Source organism: Mycobacterium sp. AMU20-3851, from assembly GCF_043974665.1.
Taxonomy (GTDB): Bacteria; Actinomycetota; Actinomycetes; order Mycobacteriales; family Mycobacteriaceae; genus Mycobacterium.
In genome coordinates this window covers 4,469,357-4,488,661 of the sequence record NZ_CP146371.1, presented here as the reverse complement: position 1 = coordinate 4,488,661, position 19,305 = coordinate 4,469,357, and the positions used below count along the sequence as shown (strand labels likewise).

Annotated in this window: 15 protein-coding genes; 9 read left to right on the top strand and 6 right to left on the bottom strand. The window is 63.6% G+C overall.

Annotated elements, in window-relative coordinates:
* The first annotated feature begins 117 nt into the window (after nucleotides 1-117).
* The 4 genes from V4U86_RS21425 (at nucleotide 118) to V4U86_RS21410 (ending at nucleotide 5,207) form a co-directional block, all read left to right on the top strand.
* A complete protein-coding gene (locus V4U86_RS21425) occupies nucleotides 118-1,113 on the top strand; it encodes a mandelate racemase/muconate lactonizing enzyme family protein (protein WP_395307922.1) in 996 nt (331 codons plus the stop codon).
* A 164-nt stretch (nucleotides 1,114-1,277) separates the two neighbouring features.
* On the top strand, nucleotides 1,278-1,577 hold the full coding sequence (locus tag V4U86_RS21420; RefSeq protein ID WP_395307921.1) for a hypothetical protein: 300 nt from the start codon (nucleotides 1,278-1,280) through the stop codon (nucleotides 1,575-1,577).
* Nucleotides 1,578-1,643: 66 nt separating this feature from the next.
* The gene (locus V4U86_RS21415; protein ID WP_395307920.1) at nucleotides 1,644-2,129 is read left to right on the top strand and encodes a DoxX family protein; all 486 of its coding nucleotides are present in this window, start codon (nucleotides 1,644-1,646) and stop codon (nucleotides 2,127-2,129) included.
* A gap of 210 nt (nucleotides 2,130-2,339) precedes the next feature.
* Nucleotides 2,340-5,207 carry a carboxymuconolactone decarboxylase family protein gene (locus V4U86_RS21410; RefSeq protein WP_395312150.1) on the top strand — a complete coding sequence of 956 codons (2,868 nt, stop codon included), beginning with the start codon at nucleotides 2,340-2,342 and terminating at the stop codon, nucleotides 5,205-5,207.
* A gap of 35 nt (nucleotides 5,208-5,242) precedes the next feature.
* Here V4U86_RS21410 and V4U86_RS21405 read toward each other — a convergent pair whose 3' ends face one another.
* Nucleotides 5,243-5,878 (bottom strand): TetR family transcriptional regulator, encoded by a 636-nt coding sequence (locus V4U86_RS21405; RefSeq protein ID WP_395307919.1) that lies wholly within the window; start codon nucleotides 5,876-5,878, stop codon nucleotides 5,243-5,245.
* A gap of 16 nt (nucleotides 5,879-5,894) precedes the next feature.
* A complete protein-coding gene (locus tag V4U86_RS21400; RefSeq protein ID WP_395307918.1) occupies nucleotides 5,895-7,079 on the bottom strand; it encodes an FAD-dependent monooxygenase in 1,185 nt (394 codons plus the stop codon).
* A gap of 329 nt (nucleotides 7,080-7,408) precedes the next feature.
* Here V4U86_RS21400 and V4U86_RS21395 point away from each other — a divergent pair, with 329 nt between their 5' ends.
* The gene (locus V4U86_RS21395; protein ID WP_395307917.1) at nucleotides 7,409-8,758 is read left to right on the top strand and encodes an MFS transporter; all 1,350 of its coding nucleotides are present in this window, start codon (nucleotides 7,409-7,411) and stop codon (nucleotides 8,756-8,758) included.
* 112 nt (nucleotides 8,759-8,870) lie between these two features.
* Here V4U86_RS21395 and V4U86_RS21390 read toward each other — a convergent pair whose 3' ends face one another.
* From V4U86_RS21390 to V4U86_RS21380, 3 genes are read right to left on the bottom strand one after another with little or no spacing between them, the layout of a single operon-like run.
* Nucleotides 8,871-9,143, bottom strand: coding sequence for a hypothetical protein (locus tag V4U86_RS21390; protein WP_395307916.1), 273 nt, complete (start codon nucleotides 9,141-9,143; stop codon nucleotides 8,871-8,873).
* 22 nt (nucleotides 9,144-9,165) lie between these two features.
* Nucleotides 9,166-10,890: an AMP-binding protein gene (locus V4U86_RS21385; protein WP_395307915.1), complete on the bottom strand. Its 1,725-nt coding sequence runs from the start codon at nucleotides 10,888-10,890 to the stop codon at nucleotides 9,166-9,168.
* Between the two features lie 55 nt (nucleotides 10,891-10,945).
* Complete coding sequence (locus V4U86_RS21380; RefSeq protein ID WP_395312149.1) at nucleotides 10,946-11,449, bottom strand: Lrp/AsnC family transcriptional regulator; 504 nt, start codon at nucleotides 11,447-11,449, stop codon at nucleotides 10,946-10,948.
* A 249-nt stretch (nucleotides 11,450-11,698) separates the two neighbouring features.
* Between V4U86_RS21380 and V4U86_RS21375 the strand changes: the two genes are divergently transcribed.
* From V4U86_RS21375 to V4U86_RS21365, 3 genes are read left to right on the top strand one after another with little or no spacing between them, the layout of a single operon-like run.
* A complete protein-coding gene (locus tag V4U86_RS21375) occupies nucleotides 11,699-14,038 on the top strand; it encodes a transketolase-like TK C-terminal-containing protein (RefSeq protein WP_395307914.1) in 2,340 nt (779 codons plus the stop codon).
* Nucleotide 14,039: 1 nt separating this feature from the next.
* A complete protein-coding gene (locus tag V4U86_RS21370) occupies nucleotides 14,040-15,131 on the top strand; it encodes a 2-oxo acid dehydrogenase subunit E2 (protein WP_395307913.1) in 1,092 nt (363 codons plus the stop codon).
* A complete protein-coding gene (locus V4U86_RS21365) occupies nucleotides 15,128-16,282 on the top strand; it encodes an acyl-CoA dehydrogenase (protein WP_395307912.1) in 1,155 nt (384 codons plus the stop codon). The genes V4U86_RS21370 and V4U86_RS21365 overlap by 4 nt, the downstream gene beginning before the upstream one ends.
* A gap of 6 nt (nucleotides 16,283-16,288) precedes the next feature.
* On the opposite strand, the gene V4U86_RS21360 is transcribed toward V4U86_RS21365, so the two are convergent.
* Nucleotides 16,289-16,897, bottom strand: a complete 609-nt coding sequence (locus tag V4U86_RS21360; RefSeq protein WP_395307911.1) for a TetR/AcrR family transcriptional regulator — start codon at nucleotides 16,895-16,897, stop codon at nucleotides 16,289-16,291.
* 463 nt (nucleotides 16,898-17,360) lie between these two features.
* On the opposite strand from V4U86_RS21360, the gene V4U86_RS21355 reads away from it, so the two are divergent.
* The gene (locus tag V4U86_RS21355; RefSeq protein ID WP_395307910.1) at nucleotides 17,361-19,289 is read left to right on the top strand and encodes an AMP-dependent synthetase/ligase; all 1,929 of its coding nucleotides are present in this window, start codon (nucleotides 17,361-17,363) and stop codon (nucleotides 19,287-19,289) included.
* Nucleotides 19,290-19,305 lie beyond the last annotated feature (16 nt).

The following is a 19,305-nucleotide window of genomic DNA, read 5'->3' as shown; positions in this document are numbered from 1 at the left end:
GGTATCGGCCCCGTTATCGCCGAAGTACGATATCTGAGTATTCCGACCGGTATTGCGCCTTTTCGGCTTCCCAATGGGCGGCTGACACCGACGAGCATCCCGGCGATCGTGCTCCGGTTGACCGATGGCGAAGGGGTGCAGGCATTCTCGCTGCTCTGGTTTCAGCAACCGGGCCAGGTGGTCCTGGTCGGAGCGGGTCTGCAGTACCTGTGCAGCGAGGTGGCTCCGCTGGCCGGTATGGCCGAACTGGACGCCGGGATCCTGGCCGCGACCCGGTTCGTCGGTGATCAGGGTGTCATGGCATTCGCGTCGTCCGGGCTTCGGATGGCAGCCGAAGACCTACTCTGCAGACGTCGTGGAATCGGCCTGGCCAACATGATCGGGCGACGCCGTGACCGGGTCCGGTGCTATCAGACGGGCCTGATGCTGCAGGCGACTACCGACGAGCTCGTGGCGGAAGCGGCGACCATATACGCGGGCGGCGTGCGCGCTCTCAAGATGCTCGTCGGCAAACCGGACCTCGACGAGGATGCGGACAGGATCCAGGCGGTCAGAGACTCTCTGCCGACCGATGCGGTGCTCATGGTCGACGCCCTGCAACGCTGGGACAGCGCTGCCACCGCGTTGCGCGCCGCCCAACGATTCGAGCCCTTCGGGATCCAGTGGATCGAGGATCCACTACCGCACGCCGATATCGCCGGCTATCGCGACCTCGCGCAGCGGTCCCCGATACCCATCGCCGGTGGCGAGACATTGTTTTCCCCAACCGATATAGACGAACTCGTGGGAGCCGGCGTGCGCTATATCGTCGGAGAGCCCGAACGGGTCGGGGGACTGCGGGCGTGGCTGGGTGTCGCGGACCGCGTACGCGAATCCGGCGCCACGATGCTGCCGCATCTGTATCCGCACGTGTCGGCGCAGCTGCTGGCGACGCTGGAACAGGACGAGGTGTGGCTGGAGTATGTGCCATGGTTCGATCAGCTGGTGTCCCAACAGTTGTCTTTTGTGGACGGCACAGTCCAGGTGGGTTGCGAGCCCGGATCGGGCTTCACCCCTTGTCCCGACGCGCTTGATCGTCTGTCTTGGGGACCCTGGTACCGAGTCGATCAGTGAGGGTCGGTCCCGAGACCGCTGGACTGGTCGGTCGAGTGATGGTGTCATACCTACCCGTCCAATCTGTTGACTCGGTACCACCGCGGCCGTGAGATCGATGGTGCCGAGACATTTTTGAGCTGTTGACTGGCATCGACGTCGGATAGCGGAGGGTAGGAGTGGCCATGGACTGGTTCGACCGGAGAATCGTGCAGTATGTGTTGCGCTGGCAGCCATTCGGTGGACCGCCCGAGGATGAAGTGCTGCCGCGGTTCGGGATGACCCTGCCCCAACTGAATCGGCGGTTCAATCGGATCGTCAAGAGAATGGAAGCTCAACAGGAGCTACTGCGATCCGAGGATCTGGCGTTGCTGTCGGCCGTCAATCGGGCCAAGGTCGAGGCTTCAGTGAGACGTGAGTTGGAGTCGGTGAGATCGCCGCTGAGGCTGCCTGCGTCGACTTCCGCCGAGCAGCGCCCCGCATGAAAGGTATTGCAAGTGACTCTTTCTGGTGATGTATCTGGATATGAGGGAGCCCTTCTGCTACTGCGAATGGTTCTCGGGTTGACGATGGCCGCACACGGGTGGAACAAGTTCTTCGGTGCCGGCGGAATCGCGGGTACGGCCCGGTGGTTCGACAGCATCGGCATGGCGCCGGGTGCTGTTCATGCTCGAGTTGCCGCAGGCGCCGAGATCGCGGCAGGAGCATGTCTGGCAATCGGATTCGTGACTCCGCTGGCGGCTGCCGGGTTTGTCTCGCTGATGGTGGTGGCGGCGTGGACTGTCCACCGCGGCAATGGGTTCTTTGTCACCAGGGACGGCTGGGAGTACAACCTGGTGCTGGCGGCCGGCGCAGTGGCGGTGGCAGGAACCGGAGCCGGGAGTCTCAGCTTGGACTCTCTGGTGTTGCGCGAAACGGCTGCCTGGCCGCTGCTACACGGGTGGGCGGGCTTGGCGATTGCGGTGACGGTCGGACTCGTGGGCAGCCTTGTCCAGTTGGCGATCTTCTTTCGTCCGCCTAGAACCGCTGTGTCCTGATCGATCCGTCCCACCGGGATGGAACGCTCTGTCCAAAAACACTATTCGCTGCCAGATGTAGTGATGAAACTGGCACAACCGGTACCCGTTCCCGACCTCTTCCGGACCTTGACCTTCGCCGAAACCGTTGGCTATAAACGGCACAGCCGTCAATTGTGACGCGCCTAACACTCTTCCCAAGTGTGTTGTCCCAGCAAGGAGTTGAGAGACATGTCTACAGATCCTGGTTCCGGGGTTGAGCTGGATCCATTCGATACAGCGCGACACAGGCACGAAACCCGATACCTGAGTCCGCATACCGGTGCAGATCGCCTCGCCCCTTCCGGAGTTGGCAGTCCGGCGGGCAGTTCATCCGCGCCGGCAACCCGACCCTGGTCTCTGATTCCTGAAACCTGGGGTCAATGGCTGCGTGTCGGCATCTTTGCCGCGGGGATCGGTCTGGCCCTGACCACCGGCCACGGCGTGGCATCGGCGGAGACATCGTCAGGGGGGTCGGATTCGTCGGGTGGTGCTTCGTCGAATACATCGGGTGGTACGTCGTCGGATCGTGACTCTTCTCAATCGAATTCTGCCCGTGTGACATCCCGCGGCGGTAAGGACGACCGGGCCGAGAACCGCGATCGTGATCAGCGCAGTGAGGGACGTGGTGGCCGCGCGGACCGTGATGAAACTGCTGACGACAGTGACAGCAAGCCCGGCGAGATCAAGGGCGGTGACGGCAATCGTGGTGAGAACAAGCGTGGTGACAGCAAGCGTAGCGGGAACAAGAGTGATGACAGCCGGCCCGAGGAGCGCAATGTCGACGCCCGTGCCGTGGCCCGTCCAGAGTCCGCCTCCGCGAGGGTATCCGCGCCCGAACGTTCGGTGGAGATGAGCGGTGCGCGTACGAGCCCGCAGCCGGTGGCGGATTCGGCCGCCCCAGATCCGGCAGCGCCGATCACACCCTCGGACGGGGCGCCTGCCTTTGTGTTCAGCGCGGCACGCGCAGCCGACGAATCCACAGCCACGGCGCGGGTGGTCCCGTGGTCGGTGTTCGTCAATAGGTGCGGGCTGATCTGCAACGGATCCAACGGCACGGAGGCGAACCCCAATGGTGTCGGTGGCGGTTGGCTGCTGGGCAACGGTGGGGCCGGGTGGTCGAGCACGGTGGCTGGTGTCGCCGGCGGACGGGGAGGCGTAGGAGGGCTGTTGTTGGGGAACGGCGGCGATGGTGGTGCCGGTGGCCTCGGTGCGCCGGGCGGGCGTGGGGGCAATGCCGGGTTCCTGGGCGGGAACGGCGGTCGTGGCGGCGATGGTGGTGGCGGGATCACCGGGGTTGCCGGCGAGTCCGGTGTGAATGGTGGCCGCGGCGGCAACGGTGGACTCGGCGGTGACGGCGGGTCCGGGGGCCGTGGCGGTCTGTTCTTCGGCTCGGGTGGCGAAGGTGGGGACGGCGGAGTCGGCGGCGCCGGCGGAATCGGAGCCCACGGCACCACGGCGTCGACCGCCGAGGGGGACGGTGGTCCCGGGAGTGACGGTGGCAGCGGCGGTTTTGGCGGCTTCGGTGGCGCCGGAGGTAACGCCGGTTTGTTCGTCGGCAACGGTGGTGACGGCGGTTCCGGTGGTGCGGCGGGTGCCGGTGGTGCCGGTGGATTCGGTGGTACCGGGGGAGCCACCGTTGTGACGCTGGCGGGCGGCCAGCTCACCGACAGTGCCGGTGTGGGTGGTATCGGTGGCTTCGGTGGTGCAGCCGGTTTCGCGGGGCTCGGTGGTGTCGGCGGCACACGGAGCATGTTCGGCCGCGAGGGTGCGACCGGAGCCAACGGTGCCGGCGCACTGGCCGGCGCCGGTGGTGGTGTGGGCGGGAACGGCGGCCTCGGCGGGCGGTTGCCGCTCACCGATCTGAACTCCGCCACTCCCGCTCAGGCGGCGCTGGCTGCCCTGATGAAGAGGCTTGGCCTGCCGATCCAGGCGGCGACCGGAATTCAGCTGGAGGATGTCGACGGCCGGCTGCTCGGCCCGTTGAACGCCTACCTCTACAACCCGGTCGTCGGTGAGGCGATCTTCAACGTCGGCAATACATTCTCTTCGTCGTCACTGTCGGCGCGGGTCAAGGAGATTGTGATTCTCTCTGTCGGCGGTAAATGGGGATCGCCCTATGAGCTGTACGCTCACGAGCTCGTCGCTCGTATGGTGGGTGTGCCCGAAGCTGCCGTCGTGTCGCTGGCCAGCGGCCAACCTCCGGTCGGTCTCACCGGAAACGAGCTCGTCGCTGCGCAGTTTGTACAGGAGCTCATCTCGACCTACCGGGTGAGTACGGCCACCTACCAGGCGGCCGAGGCGGCATTCGGTCAAACCGGTGTTGTCGACATGGTCAATCTGGCCAGTACTTACCTCGGAGTGTCGGCGACGCTGAACGCGTTCAACGTGCGCGGACCGAATACGGCTGCACCCGCGGTGCTTCCGACACCAGCACCTTATACTCCTATGTCCCCGGACGGCCCGAACGGGTTGGGTGGCCGGCTGCCGCTGCTGGATCTCGATACGGCTACGCCGGACCAGCTGGCGCTCGCGGCCCGGATCAAAGCCTCGGCGCTGCCCATCCAGCAGGCCACGGGTATCGAGTTGGTGACACCTGAGGGGCAACTGATCGGTCCGTTGAATGCTTTCCTGTACAACCCGGTCAGCGGCGGAGCGCAGTTCGACGTCGGTGAGACATTCTCGTCTTCGACGCTATCCGCCCGGGTGAAAGAGGTTGTCATCCTGTCGGTCGGCGGGCTCTGGGGTTCGGACTACGAGGTGTGGTCACACGCCAAGGTTGCCCGGCTCGTGGGTTTGCCGGAGGACGCGATCGTGTCGCTCGGCAGCGGTCAGACTCCGTTGGGGCTCAGCGGAAGCGAGCTGATCGCTGCCCAGTTTGTCCAGGAGCTGGTCTCGACGTACCGCGTCAGTGATGAGCTGTACTACGCGGCAGAGTCCGCGTTCGGCCGAACGGCTCTGGTGGACCTGGTCAATCTGGCGAGCACCTATCTGAGCGCCTCAGCAGTGTTGAACGCCTTCGAGGTTCCCGTTCCTCCGGCGGCGACGGACTCGGCGTAGACCCGGTCACGGCACGCGCGAACGGGGCGTCTCCATCACGGAGGCGCCCCGGTTTGCGTGTCCCGGTCCTGAACTGGCGGGGGGCTCAACGGGAACTGAGTCATCGCGCGGACGAGTACATCGCGCAACGTCCCGGCGGCCGGGACGTCCAGCCAGTACTGGACCGCAGCGTGAAGCGCAGCCAGAACGGTTGCCGCGACGAGGCGCGGACCGAGGTCCAAAAGCGGGTCCGCGCCGCTGCGAGCTCCGATTTCGGAGGCGATGGCGCGCTCGATTGCGATGTCGGACTTTCGTTCTTCGGCGTACAACGAAGGTTCAGATCGAATCAGGCGGGCACGAGCCATCCAGTCCCGATCAGGTTCGTCGTCGAATAGCGCCGCGGCGGCGGCCGCCAAGGAGTCGTGCAACGGCTCATCGGCGGGCCGGGCTCGCAAGGCAGAGCAAAATACTTCGGTTCGAATCGCTGCGACACCGACGATGGCTGCTTCCTTGTTCGGAAAATAGTTGTTGAACGTTCTTGGCGAGACGCCGGCTTCTGCTGCGATATCTTCGGTGCGGACAGCCGTAACGCCGCGTTTGACAGCCAGGTCGAGCGCGATCGAGCTCAACCTGGCATGCATGTCGCGCTTCTTTCGTTCTCGCAGACCCAGTAAGCGTTCATCATCGCTCACGGAACCAACCTCCCATTCATACGCTCGGCCCAAATGCGTAGTCGTATAACTCATTTGGCCTGCTAGATGACAGTCGTGAGAGTGTACGCGGGAGTGGGGTGGAAAGAAAAAGGTTACGTGCTGCGATGCCGAATCGAGTCCGGGGAACTGTGATGTAGGTGAACAGGTGGGCTTGCTTTCCAGTGACCAGGGGACGCTGTGCAGCCTCGTATCTGGCGAATGCCGGCTGTGGGCCGGCGTGGGAGGAGCTCAACTCTCCGGCGAGCCGATAGGCGCCGGTGAGCGCCAACAATGCTCCCGCCCCCGACGCCGGCGACGCGCAATATGCAGCGTCGCCTACCAGTACGACGCGTCCCATCGACCATGTCGGCAGCTTGATCTGGTCCAACGCGTCGAAGTAGAAGTCGGCGGCAACGTCGGCGGCATCGAGCATGGCGGGTACATGCCATCCGAGATCACAGAATTCGCTGCGGAGTAACTGACGCTGTGCGTCGATATCGCGGTAGTCGTACTCGATCGGCTTGGCGGAGCGGAAGATGAAGTTCATCAGTCCGCGCCCGAGCTCATCACGGTACACCGCGGCCGACTTTCCTGGCTCGTTATAGAAAGTCGTCCAATTCGGTTCCCCCACCGTCAGATCGGCACTTGCAACCGCATAGTAGTGATGCTTGAAGGTGCGAAACAAGTTCTCGGCGCCGAATGTCAGGCGTCTGATGCGCGAGTGTATTCCGTCTGCGCCCACAACGAAGTCGAACCTCTGGGGTTGCCGGTGGCTGAACGTGACGGCTACGCCGGCATCGTCTTGTTGAAGCTCGGTGACAGTGTCGCCGAATATGTAATCGACATCAGATTCGGTTGCCCCATGAAGCACGTTCGCCAGTTCGCCCCGGGTGATCTCGATGTCTTCGGAGCCCACCATTTTCTCGACGTCGGCCGCCGCGAAGCGTACACGCTGTCGGTCATCGTGGTCGACGAACCGCATACCCCGGTTGACCAACGCGCGCTCCCTGATCGCCCGGCTGAGCCCCATTCGTTCGACAACCACCAGCGCTTCGGACCGGATGTCGACGCCATTCCCGCCGCGTCGGAGCTCAGCCGCCTGTTCGACGATAGTGACCTCAAATCCGGCGCGGGTCAGCCAGAAGGCGGTCGCGGGTCCGGCGATGCTGGCACCGACGATGAGAACTCTGCTTTTCGGCATGAGTGAGATCCTGGCATAATATTGCGGAGTGCGCAAAATTGCTGATTCAGCAAATATCTGGGGGCCCCGCCTGCGGCGGGCGGAATCGTCGGATCAGTGACCGCTGCTTTGTCAACCGCTACGGGCCCCTGAATGACCCGCTAGGCGGGTGTTGTTGGTGAACGTCTAGTGAGTCGTCGAAGTTCTACACTGATTCGGATACCACCAAGGGGCAAGAGGCGCAGGGCAGGCTGTCGGATGCTTCGAAGTGCTGGTGCTCAACCGTGCCAACATCATTCATCGCTCGCGGTAGATATTCGGTGTCGGATCCCAGAATGGGAGGCTAGGACGTGGGTGCGTGGATTGATCTGTCGAAAACCATTGACACAGCGCCGGTTTCTGCCCTTCAGAGGCGAACGATAGTACTGCTGGTCATTCTCGCCATACTCGACGGTTTCGATGCGATGATGCTCGGATATGCGGTGCCGTCGATAGCCCGTGACTGGGAAGTGGGCACCGCCGAGTTTGGTGTGGTGCTGTCGGCCAGTGCTGCCGCAATGGTGTTCGGCAGCATCCTGTTCGGATCATTGTCGGACAGGTTTGGGCGGAGGCGGGTGATACTCGCAGGCACACTGTTGTTCTCCATTTTCACCCTACTGACGGCCTTCGCAGAATCCATGCCGGTCCTGATTGCGCTCCGGATCGTCACAGGTCTCGCCCTGGGCGGAGTGACTCCGAATCTTATTGCCATGGCATCGGAATTCACCCCTAAACGAATTCGCGGGACCGTCGTCACCATCCTGGTCAGTGCGATGTCGATGGGGGGATTCGTCGGGGGATTGACTGCTGCAACGCTGATCCCGAGCTATGGGTGGAAGGCGCTCTTCATCGTCGGCGGTGGTTTGCCGCTTGTCGTCGCTCTTGTCGCGGTTCGGTTGCTTCCCGAGTCGATCGCGTTTGTTTCCATGTCTGGCAACCGGGAGAAGTGCGTCGAATTGCTGCGTGCCCTCGATCCCCAGGCTTCAGTCACTGCCGACGCGAAGTTTGTGTATGCATCCGACGAGGCGCCAGAGAAGGCGTCGGTGACTCGTTTGTTCGCGCCAGGCAGGGCAACCGCGACACTCGCCGTCTGGGGAATCTTCTTCATCAACTACCTGATTCTGTACTTCTTGATGGGCTGGATGCCTACGCTTTTTGAAGGCGCCGGAATGTCTACGGCCTTGGCATCCACGGCCGTCGCGCTGTTCGCTCTTGGTGGGGTAGTCGGTGGAATCAGCCTTGGGCGCGTCGCGGATCGGCTGAGTAATCCTGCCCGGGTGGCCATGGGGAGTTATCTTCTGGCGGCGGCCTTTATTCTGGTGACTGCGGCAGTGATGGGGGTCAGCACGGGCCTCACACTGCTCGGAGTGTTCGTGGTCGGCGTCGGAGTGCTCGGGAGCCTGGCGATCATGAACGTTATCGCCGCCACCATATACCCGACCTCGATTCGAGGCTCAGGAGTGGGCTGGGCGTTGGGAATTGGGAGGCTGGGATCTATCTCCGGCCCAGCGGCCGGGGCGATCGCCCTCGCGATAGGTCTAGGCGCGTCGACTATTTTCTCGGTTATGGCGATCCCGGCGATCCTTGCGGTCGCCCTGCTCGCGACCGTCGCAAGAGGGCAGAAGCCCAGTACCCCGAGAGATTCAGAACTCAGCATCTGACGTCCGATACGTCAGGTGTGGTGACGGGCGCGCCGCCGCCATCGGCGACGTCGGGGACCATCGGGTTATCTTGCGTTCCGGATCGGGCAGAAGCGCAATGCGCAGGCAAAGGTCATTTGCACCAGAGACTTCGAAGTCGCGAGAGCAGTGGCTCATACTCGTCCTCGCATCGCGAGATGCGGCACCAGACGTGTATTCGGTCGAGAATCGGAGGCGCAAGGGAGATCTGGCCGCGCAGAGCAACGTGCAGTAGGCGGCGAATCGCCGCCGAGTGGTGCGCGCTGCCGAGGTTCATGTACACCAAGGCGCGGTCTTCGGCAGTCAGGTGGCGGTTCAGGGCATCGGCGAGTTCCCAAGCGATCTGATGTCCGGTTGCTGCGATCATGCTGATGTGAGGCCGCTGTGAGTCATTGGACGCGCTTCTCCTGGTCTCGCCAGGCGCGTTCGCGCAGCAGGTACTTCTGCGTCTTGCCGGTGGAGGTCTTTGGTAGCTCACCGAAAACAACACGCTTGGGTGCCTTGAACCGGGCGATGGTGGCCTTGACGTGATCGATTATGTCCTCGGCGGTGGCACTGCAACCGGGTTTGAGTGTGACGTAAGCGGCCGGTACTTCGCCCCACTGAGGGTCCGGCGCAGCGATCACCGCAACCTCCAGGACGGCGGGGTGCTCCATGATGGCCTGCTCGACCTCCACGGAGGCAATGTTCTCGCCACCCGAGATGATGACGTCCTTACTCCGATCACGCAATTCGATGTATCCGTCGGGATGGCGCACGCCAAGGTCGCCGGTTCTGAACCAGCCGTCCGGGGCCGCCGCTTCGGTGGCGGCCGGGTCATGCAGGTAGCCGACCATCACGTTGTTCCCGCGCAGCGCGATCTCGCCGGTGCGCGCGCCGTCAGCGGGTACATCGGTCCCGTCGTCGGCGAGCACACGAATTTCACACGAGATCATGTTCGCGACACCCTGCCGGGCCTTGATCTTCGCGCGCGCTTCCAGATCGAGTTCATCCCACTCGGGGCGCCAATCGCATATGGCAGCTGGTCCGTACGTTTCGGTCAGCCCGTACAGATGCGTGACATCGAATCCGAGGTCCGCCATCCGGCGCAGGATGGCCGGCGAGGGCGGTGCACCACCGGTGGCTATCCGCACGGGAGTGCCCTCGATGGTGTCTGCCTCGACCGCGTGGGCGATCATGGACAGCACGGTCGGGGCACCGTTGAGGTGGGTCACCCTCTGCTGCCGGATCAGGCGCCAGATCTCTGACGGGTCGACCTTGCGTAAGCACACATGTGTGGAGGCCGCGGCGGTGACCGCCCAGGGGAAACACCATCCGTTGCAGTGGAACATCGGCAGGGTCCAGAGATAGACCCCCGATGGAGACAGACCTGTATGCCCCACCATCGCGAGCGCTTGAAGGTAGGCACCGCGGTGGGAGTACATGACTCCCTTGGGTTTTCCCGTAGTCCCCGAGGTGTAGTTCACCGACAGCAACTCCAGCTCGTGGGTCGGCGTCCGGCGCTGAGGGGATGCCGCCGATAACATCTGTTCGTAATCACCCTGCGGGTCATCGTCAGCCTGCACAAGGATCGGTGGAGCGCTCAGCTGCCTCCGCACCTGCTCGACGATGTCGGCGAAGATCGGATCGTAGATCAGTACCGATGCCTCCGAATGGCTTAGCATATAGGCGATCTCGGGTGCCGAGAGGCGGGTGTTCAGGGCGATCAGGGGTGAACCGGACCAGGGCACACCGAAATGCGACTCCAGCAGAACGTGCGAGTTGGGTGCCAGAACGGCGACCGGGCGCCCCGACGACAGTTGCGCCAGACCGCCCGCCAGCTGCGCGGAACGCTGGTGCAGTTGTTCGTAGGTCCATCTGCACTCGCCGTCCACCACCGCCAGGCGATCCCCGTGACAGCTGGCCGCGCGGTCGAGGTACGCAGTAGGAGTGAGCGGTTCGTAACTCATCGATGCGCGTTGCGCTGATTGACCGTTGCCGTTCATAACGGCGTCCCTCCTCGGGGTCTGGATCTTTCGGACCCTAGTCATCCTGTGGTGCGTGAGCCGAAATGGGGTGGAGTTCAGCCAGTCAACACCGTTGTCGTACTGTCGCACAACGGGTATCGATGACATCGTGCATTCTGCCCACTGCGATAGCGCAATCCAGCGCCCCCGGTGTGCAGATCGCTCATCTCCGGGTGTGGGGGATCAGGTTGTCGAGAAGTGGAGTGATCCGGTAGTCGATGAGCTTGCGCATCACGAGCGATGTCGTTGTCTGCTCGACACCATCGATGTTCAGTATCTGGCCGGCTATCCGGTAGAGATCATCGGCTTCCCGCGCCACTACCTGGATCAGCAGATCGGTGACTCCACCCAACCCGTGGACCTCGATCACTTCGGGAATGTTCTCGAGGGCGCCCGCGATCTGGGTGAGCTTGCGCTGAGTCACCCGAGTCGAGATGAAGGCAGTGAGCGGATAACCGAGTGCGGCCGGATCGATCCGGCGTTCGAGTGATCGGAGCACCTGCTGGTTCTCCAGCCTGCCCAGCCGCGCCTGAACGGTATTCCGGGACACCCCCGTGGTGTTGGCGAGAGCGATCACGGTGGCCCGGGGATCCTCGCTGAGCGCTTTGATGATCCTTGCATCGATCGCGTCGACGCGCGGTTTGGTGGTCACGATGCCCAGCACGATGGACGCCGCACACCTGGTGCTGTGCAGATTGCTTCTTTGGAAGGGCGCGTCTTGCGCATATATGAGGCGGATGCTGCACTATAGGTGATCTTTTGCATATGCAAACCGTACCTTGGGTGGCGATACGCCACCACAGCGTCGGGACGCCCTCACCCAGGGAACCCGCGCGACAATGCGGTCGCAGACTCATGACCTGAGTCCAGTGCAGCCATCCCTGTCACACACGACGCTCACCGACGAGGACGCTTGATGCCCGGCAACTCCGCAGTGCACAGCATTGCCCACCATGTTGACAGCCCACATATCGCGCTGCGCGAGATCGAGCAGCGGGTGTTGTGGCTGTCGACGGCGATCATCCACTACGCCAACCGAATTCGCCCTAACGCCAGTGGCCTGAAGGTCGGCGGCCACCAAGCGTCCAGTGCATCGGTGGTGTCGATCATGACGTCCCTGTGGTTTGAGCAGTTGCAACCTGGGGACCGCGTTTCGGTCAAGCCGCACGCATCACCGGTCTTGCACGCCATCAACTACCTCATTGGTGAACTCGATGCATCGTATCTGCCCCGATTGCGTGAATTCGGCGGACTTCAGTCCTATCCGAGCCGGACCAAAGACCCGGATCCGGTCGACTACTCAACCGGATCGGTGGGGATCGGTGCCACCGCGCCGATTTGGGGTGCGATCGCACGCCGATACGTGGACACCCAGTTCGGCGTTGTCGGCAAGGGGCGGCAGTATTCGTTGGTCGGCGACGCCGAACTGGATGAAGGCGCGGTGTGGGAGGCGGTCCTCGATCCCGCGGTGGCGGACCTCGGCGAGATCGTCTGGATCATCGACCTGAATCGCCAATCGCTGGACCGGGTGGTGCCGAACATCGCCGCCGGACGACTGGAGGCCATGTTCACCTCGGCAGGCTGGCAGGTGATCACGGTGAAATTCGGCGCCTTGCTCGAATCGCTGTTCACCCGTCCTGGCGGGACCGCGCTGCGCACCCGGATCCTCGACATGCCCAATGCCGAGTACCAACGGCTATTACGCTGCACCGCAGATGACCTCCGCCAACGGCTGCCGGGGACGGGTCCGGACGCGACGGCCATTGCGGCGTTGGTGACCGAACTGGACGATGTGGAACTGCTCCAGGCGATTCGCAATCTCGGCGGCCACGATCTCGCTGCGCTACGCGAAGCGTACGCACAGATCGACGATACCCGCCCGACAGCCATCATCGCCTACACGATCAAGGGGCGCGGGCTACCTACACAGGGGCATCCACAGAACCACTCGTCCTTGCTCACGACGGACCAGTACGAGCAGCTGGCCACGGAGCTGGGCATCGATGTCGACGACCCCTGGTCCCGATTCGATCCCGGCACCCCCGCGGGCGAGCTCTGCGCGCTGACGGCGCAACGCCTGAAACGCGAACCGGTGCAGCTGACGACTCCGCCGCCTATACCGGGAGACCTTGGCCGCACCCCGTCGGGCACGGCGACCACTCAGGCTGCGCTGGGTCGAGCGCTGCTCGATCTGAGCCGCCAGTCTCCGGAAGCTGCCAAACGGGTGGTGACCGTCAGTCCCGACGTCAGTTCGACGACGAACCTGGCGGGTTGGCTGAACAAGGTCGGTATCTGGTCACCGAGCGAGCGGCGCAACTGGTTCGACGACGACCCCGAGACCATCATGCATTGGCGGGAGAAACCGACCGGGCAACACATGGAACTCGGCATCGCCGAAACCAACCTGGTAGGGCTCATGAGCGAACTCGGCGCGACCTGGAGCCGGTGGGGACAGCCATTGCTGCCCATCGGTGTGCTCTACGACCCGTTCGTCGAGCGCGCGCTGGAACCCTGGTCGTATGGGATCTATGCAGGTGGCCAGTCAATTCTGGTCGGTACCCCATCCGGTGTCACGTTGGCAGCCGAGGGGGGCGCCCACCAGTCGATCAAGACACCCTCCATCGGTCTGGAGCAGCCCGGTTGTGTGAGTTATGAACCGGCTTTCGCCATAGATGTCGAATGGACGCTGCTGTCGTGTATCGGCCGCCTCGGCCGCCCTGACGGCACATCGGCCTACATCCGGTTGTCCACCAGGCCGGTGGACCAGTTGCTGGCGGCTGTGCCGGCGGACCCCGCCGGACGGGAGCGGCGCCGCCGCCACGTCCTGGCCGGGGGCTACGTGCTGCGCAAGGCCGCCGACCCAGGGTTGACACTGGTCGGGATGGGTGCGGTGATGACCGAGACCTTGGCCGCCGCCGAGCGATTGGCGCTGTACGGCGTCGACGCCGACGTCGTGTGTGTGACAAGTCCGGGCCTCCTGTTCGAGGCGCTGCAGGCCCGACAGGGACGCGGCGACGGACCCACCTGGATTCTGGACCAGCTTTTCCCGGGCGGACGCGCGACACCGATGGTCAGCGTGCTCGACGGTCATCCACACACGTTGGCGTTTCTGCCGGCGATCAACGGTGTACCGGGAATCCAGCTGGGGGTCAGTCGATTCGGACAGGTCGGCTCGCTGGAAGACGTGTATCGCTATCACGGCATCGACACCGACAGCATCGTCGGCGCAGCACTCGATCTCATCGGGACGGTATGACGTGACTGCAGCGGAAAGCACAATCGCGGTGCCCTTGCCCAGCCTGGGCGAGGCCGTCACCGAGGCGACGATCACGCGCTGGCTCAAGGCAGTGGGTGATGTCGTCGAGCTCGACGAACCATTGCTCGAAGTGTCAACCGACAAGGTGGACACCGAGATCGCCGCTCCCGCAGCCGGTGTCCTGATCGAAGTCGTCGAACCCGAAGATGCCGTGGTGGCGGTGGGTACGGTCGTGGCGAGGCTCGGAGTCGCCGCCTCGACGAGACCGGGCCCGCCCGCGCAGGCGCCGGCTCCTTCAGCAACAGAACCCCCGCCCACGCCTGACACTGAGAATGCGGCGTCTTCCGCGCCTGACTGCCTGCCGCTGACCTCGCAAAGCGGGACCGGTGGTGAGGGTGACCGGGTCGAGAAGCTGCCTCGGATTCGCCGCACGATCGCGCGACGAATGATCGAATCACTGCAGACTGCAGCCCAATTGACCACTGTTGTCGAGGCTGATCTCACCCCGATCGCGGTCCGTCGCGCACAGATGAAGGAGGAGTTCCTCGAACGCACCGGCTCTCGGCTGTCCTATCTGCCGTTCATCGTGATCGCTGCGGTGGACGCTCTGGCGGAGCATCCTCTCATCAACGCCACGGTCAACGACGACTGTTCTGAGGTGATCTATCACGGCTCCGTGCACCTGGGAGTGGCGGTGGACAGCCCCAAGGGGCTTATGGTGCCGGTAATCCACGATGCCCAGCTCAAGAATCTCGTCGAGATGGGTGCGGCCATCGCGGCAGCCGCCGCGGCCGTACGCGACGGTTCGATACGGCCCGACGAAATGAGTGGCGGCACGTTCACGATCACCAACACCGGCAGCCGCGGGGCGCTGTTCGACACACCCATCATCAACCAGCCCCAGTCGGCCATCCTCGGCGTCGGTGCGGCCACCGAACGCCTGGTGCCCGAACGTGACAGCGACGGTGCACTGGTGATCCGCACCCGGTCTATGGCGTATCTGTCGATGACGTACGACCATCGGCTCATCGACGGTGCAGACGCGGCGCGCTATCTGACTGCGGTCAGGACTCGGCTGGAGGAGTGGCCATGAACCAAACACCATTCGATCTTTTCCAGCTACCGGCTGAGTATGGTGACCTGCGTACGGCGATCCGGGCGCTGGCCGAGAACGAGATAGCTCCGTATGCGTCGGATGTCGATGAAAATTCGCGGTTTCCGGACGAGGCGTTGGCGGCGTTGAACGCTTCGGGCTTCAATGCCGTGCATGTGCCCGAGGAGTACGGCGGCCAGGGTGCGGACTCGGTGGCGGCGTGCATCGTCATCGAAGAGGTGGCCCGCGTCGACGCGTCGGCGTCGCTGATTCCGGCGGTCAACAAGCTGGGCACCATGGGGTTGATCTTGCGCGGTTCGGACGACCTGAAAAAGAAGGTGCTGCCCGACCTGGTCAACGGTCAGTTGGCCTCCTATGCATTGTCTGAGCGTGAGGCCGGCAGTGATGCCGCCGGGATGCGCACGCGCGCCAAGGCCGACGGCGAGGACTGGATCCTCAACGGGACCAAAGCGTGGATAACCAACGGTGGCAAGTCGTCCTGGTACACGGTGATGGCGGTAACCGATCCCGACAAGGGCGCCAACGGGATCTCGGCGTTCGTTGTGCACATCGACGATGAGGGCTTCACCGTCGGGCCGAGAGAGAAGAAGCTCGGCATCAAGGGTTCGCCGACCACGGAGTTGTACTTCGAGAACTGCCGGATTCCGGGGGATCGGATGATCGGCGACCCGGGTACCGGCTTCAAGACGGCGCTGGCAACCCTGGATCACACTCGTCCCACCATCGGCGCCCAGGCCGTCGGGATCGCCCAGGGTGCGTTGGATGCGGCGATCGAATACACAAAGGGGCGTAGGCAGTTCGGCAAGGCGATCAGTGATTTCCAGGGTGTGCAGTTCATGCTCGCCGATATGGCCATGAAGGTCGAGGCCGCCCGGTTGATGGTCTACAGCGCCGCGGCCCGTGCTGAGCGCGGTGAAGGCAACCTCGGGTTCGTCTCGGCGGCGTCGAAGTGTTTTGCCTCTGATGTCGCGATGGACGTGACCACGGATGCGGTGCAGTTGTTCGGCGGCGCCGGGTACACCACCGACTTTCCGGTCGAGCGGATGATGCGCGACGCGAAGATCACCCAGATTTACGAGGGCACCAACCAGATCCAACGCGTGGTGATGAGCCGCGCCCTGCTCACTTAGTGGGGTTCACGTGGGCGGCTGGTCGGACGCCGTCAGCGCGTGGTATGCGGCGGTGGACATCGTGGTGACGATCGTCTCGTGGTCAAGACCCTTGTGCAGTGTCGCAGCGGCATTGAGCATCGAGAACACTGTTTGGGTGAGAAGTCGTACCGCTGGGTCGGACAAGTCCGGGCGAAGCCTTGCGACCACCGAAATCCATTCCTCCGCATAGAGATTCATGGAACGGCGGATGCGACGGCGGTCGTTCTCGGGAAGAGACTGCTCGTTCTTGAGGAAGATCAGCGGAGTCGGTGGCCCCTGCAAGACACTCCGAACGTGGAAGTCGACCATGGCCGTCAAGGTCGCATGCGGGTCGGTTTCTGCTTCGGCGGCTTGTCGAGCGAACTCCTGGAGTGCCCCGATCGGGTCCTCCACAACGGCGATGAGCAGGGCCTGCTTGTTCTTGAAGTGACGATAGAGACCGGGTGCGGAGATACCTGCTTTCGCACACAGCATTTCGACGGTGACCGAGTCGTAGGGGTGCTCGACGAACAGGTCCGCAGCCACCTTCAGTAACAACTCTCGACGGGAGCCTCTCGCGCGAGGCGCCGTGACGCGGGGTCGGTCTTCAGCCATGGCGATCACGATATCCAGTCCGACGGAGGTCGCAGAGACGGTGTTGGCGGGCCCTGCCCGGCGAGATCAACACGCCGACAGCACGGTAATCGGAGCTCAACTCCGCGCTCAGGTTCCGTCCAGGGAGTGGGGAAGTTTGCGCTTTCGGTCTTCACCACCCCATCTGTGGACTGAACAGCCGTTATGAGGCTCCAAGCTTCCACCGAGCTCGCTCCGAACTGACGATTGACAAAGTGCATCCAGCCACCTTAGGTTAATCCATGTTCACATTGCAGGCTATCTTCCGCTGCTGTGATGCCGAAGTTCGGAATGCCTCTGCAATGCGACCGGTACATTCTGCCCGTCGGACGACGTGCGCAGTGAGGCGACCGCCCCCCGAATCGTAAGAAACCCGGCGGACAACGACATGCTGATGAGCGGTCTCCGACGGTGTAACCAACAACTCTACTGAGGAACTGGACTGATGGGTGATGACGTCACGGCCGAACCGTCGCGTGCCGAGGTCAGTGACTGGGAGCCGGTGCTGTCGGCGTTGACCGGTTTCGAGGCCGTTGATCAGACCTTCCCGCAGATGCTGTGCGAACGCGCCAGATTCGAGCCGGACACCGTCGCATTTCAGAGTTGGTCGGCCGGCGTGGTTCGTCAGACCACCTGGGGCGGATATCTCGGCGAAGTACGCGAGGTGGCACTGGGCCTGCACCGGCGGGGCATCACACCGGGTGACCGCGTGGCGATCTTGTCCGGAACCCGCCGCGAGTGGGTGATCGCGGCTCAGGCAATCCTCAGCGTCGGGGGCATTCCGGTCGGTGTGCACCAGACCAGCTCCCTCTCGGAGGTTCGACACGTACTGCAGAACAGCAAGGCCACGGCGATGATTGTCGAAACGATCGACGACGCCGAGAAACTGGCCGCCCTGGCCTCCGAGCTTCCCCATCTGCGGGTGGCCATCGGGCTCGACGCACGCCCACCCGGCATGGCGGGAGACGCCACAGCGGATACGTGGGAGCAACTGCGGGCCGATGGCCGAGAGCAGGCTGCCGCGGACCCCACGCTCTTCGACGACATGGTGGAGGCCGGTGACATCGATCAACCCGCAGGCCTGTTCTACACCTCCGGCTCAACGGGTGCGCCAAAGGGTGTCACGCACACCCACCGAACCATCCAATACTCGGTCCTCGGCTTCGCCATGTCCTACCCCGACCTAGGACGCACCCGCCACGACCTCGTTGGCTTCCTCGGGTTGTCGCATGTTGCACCGGCTCTCATCGCCATATACGCGCCCATCATGACGCGACTGGTCATCACCCATTGCAGCATCGACGAACGACTCGACGCTCTCATCGGTGTGCGACCAACGGCGGTGCTGTGGCCGCCCCGAATGCACGAGAAGCTAGCCGCTGAGGCGCTGCAGGGACTGTCCGAGTCGGGGCGAATGTTCCAGCTGAGCTACCGCACGGCGATGGGTGTAGCACGCGCGGTCAGTGCCCGGCGCTGGCAGGGGCGCACGCTACCTTGGTACCTGGCGGCAGCGAACGCGCTGAGTCGCAAGGTTGTGTTCATCCCGCTGTTGGCCAAGGTCGGCATGGATCGCATTCGGGTGACCTGGACAGCATCGGGGAGCATGACCCCGGACGTGGCCGCACTCTGGCACATGTGGGGTCTTGACCTCCGTGAGCTCTTCGGGACCACCGAGACCTGTGGTTCGGTTCTGGCGCAATGGGATCGGTCGTTCCCCGAACCGGGCACCATCGGCAAGTGCCTCCCGGATCCCCGTTGGGCCCTGAGGGTGTCCGAACAGGGCGAGCTGCAACTGCGCACTCCCTCACTGTTCGTGGGGTACTGGGAGAATCCCGAGGCATCCTCCGCGGCCATGTCGGATGGCTGGTACTGCACCGGTGATCTGGTCGAGCTCGCCGCGGACGGTGAGGTGAAGATCATCGGCCGGCTCAAGGATGTCTTGAAGACCAGCGGGGGCAAGATGGTCAATCCTCAGCCGATCGAGGTGCGACTCAAGGCCAGTCCGCTCATCGACGAGGCGATCGTGGTGGGCGACGGACGAAAGTACCTGTCAGTACTGCTGGGTCTGAGCCGAGATGCCGCAGAGCTGACGGACCGGGACCGCGACGACGCGGTGGCCGCGTGGCTCAACGAGGTGAACGGCGAGTTCTCGCGGCCCTATCAGCTCAAGAAGTACCGTGTTCTACCGCGCGAGCTGTCGGTCGCCGCCGGCGAGCTCACGGCCAAAGGCACCATTCGGCGGGCGGTCATCCTCGAAGCGTTCAGCGAGCTCATCGACGAGATGTACGACGCGGGGGAGCTCGACGCGATCGCTCGCGAGGCGCGCTACGCCAGGCCGAACCGGAAGGCCAGCCGCCCCGGTGGCGGAGATTGAGTGGCCGGGCCGGACT